Genomic DNA, 1,579 nt, shown 5'->3' on the forward strand with positions numbered 1-1,579 from the left:
ACCGGAAAGGTGCTCCTGAACTCGCACGGACAAGGCCCTAGACAAGCCATATCCTTGCAGCTCAGAGCACCTTTCTCTATGAGCTGGCCACTCTCACGCCAATCCCCCGTGAAAGCAGCGGGCTAGCTCTGTCCGCGTTCTCCCCGGTGGAGCAGCAGCTCCTGCGCCTGGTCGACGACGCGGAAGCCGCAGCCGACCTCCTCGGTTGCGGGGTGCACGAAGCGGACCTCCGCATCAGAAGGTTGAAGGAGAAGGTGGTGCAGGTAGTGGGTGGCGACGGCGAGCACAGCCGCCGCATCGCGTCGCAGCTGCTCCAACTGTCGGTCCAGTTCGAGGCGGAGGACCGTCAGAGCCGTGGGGATGAAGCATCATGATGCCAGCCGCTGCCGACCGGCCGCTCCAGCCGACGACATGGAAGGGCACCATGAGTGATCCAGGAGTGCCTCAGCGATTCCTGGACCTGGTCAGGCGCAGTCGACCACGTCCGGACCTGGCGGAACGCGGGATTGTCGAGAGGTTGGGCCCCAGCGAGGACGCGGTTCTGGAAGCTGGTCAGGTGTGGCGTGCGCGGTGGGAGCGCACAGTGGTCCTGCTGCTCGTCACCGAGGTCGGTGACCTGGCCGTGCAGGCCGCCCCGCTGACCGTCGACCCGCCAGCTGAGGATTCCGAGAGCGTCGTCGTGGACAGCGCTCTGACCGCGCTCGGCGTCGAGGTGACGGTGTGGCTCGGGTTGGTGTCCGAGGTACCGCTGCGGGTCCTGGAACGACAGGTGGACTCGTGGTCTGAAGACCTCATCAGCCGGGTCTCCGCCGCGGCTCGGTCACCCGAAGATCACGCGACGGGAGACGTCCGCGCCGGTCGGGCGATCGAGGACGACCACGCCCCCGACGCGCTCGTGCGAGCCGAACTCGCCGACGAGTTGGACACCTTGCGCGAAGTACCGGGACTACCCGTCGAGACGTCCGACGTGAACTACCGCCCGCTCGCTTCGCTCTTGGGTTCGAAGATCGACTTGAAGGCGTTGCGCGAAGCCCTGCGGCTTCCCCAACCCGATGTCATGCAAATCGTGCGGGGGAAGTTCCCCCTCACCCCCGAACTCGTCGAAAAGATCTCGCGCGCGACCGGGCTCACGACGGCTGTTGTGGCCCGCTCGACAAAACCCCTGCCGCTCGGCCTCGTGGTTCTGGTGGAGCACCCCAGGTGGCGTCCGGTCTTGGCAAAACGCGCGAAAGCCCTCGATGTCGACGAGATGAGCGGACGGCTCTCAGCCGGGTACGGCACCTTCGCCCTAGCGACGAGGGAGACCGGTGGCGGCGAGCCCGACTGGGAGGGAAGACTGCGGGCGTTCCTACTGTCCGAGACCAGTGGAGCAGAACACCGGTGAAGCGCGCTCGGTTCTGGGAAGAGGCACCACGCCAAGCGGAAGCCATGCTCGCACTCGTCGAGCGCACTCGGTAGTTGTCAAGTCAAGTGAGACAGGTTGTGTCTACGGGGCTGGTTGGGGTTGCTCGGCGGGCTGGTTGATCCAGGCCACGTCGGGCAGTGCGGGTGGACGGGGACGGCGTGCGAAGCGCTCCGG

Annotated in this window: 2 protein-coding genes; both read left to right on the forward strand. The window is 66.4% G+C overall.

Annotated elements, in window-relative coordinates; all coding sequences use genetic code 11:
- Window positions 1-146: 146 nt before the first annotated feature.
- Window positions 147-374, forward strand: a complete 228-nt coding sequence (locus tag FM051_RS49880) for a hypothetical protein (RefSeq protein ID WP_158854971.1) — start codon at window positions 147-149, stop codon at window positions 372-374.
- Between the two features lie 50 nt (window positions 375-424).
- Window positions 425-1,384 carry a hypothetical protein gene (locus FM051_RS49885; protein ID WP_158854973.1) on the forward strand — a complete coding sequence of 320 codons (960 nt, stop codon included), beginning with the start codon at window positions 425-427 and terminating at the stop codon, window positions 1,382-1,384.
- The last annotated feature ends 195 nt before the right edge of the window (window positions 1,385-1,579 follow it).

Origin of the sequence: Saccharothrix deserti, from assembly GCF_009769385.1 — a bacterium.
In the GTDB taxonomy this organism is placed as follows: Bacteria; Actinomycetota; Actinomycetes; order Mycobacteriales; family Pseudonocardiaceae; genus Actinosynnema; species Actinosynnema deserti.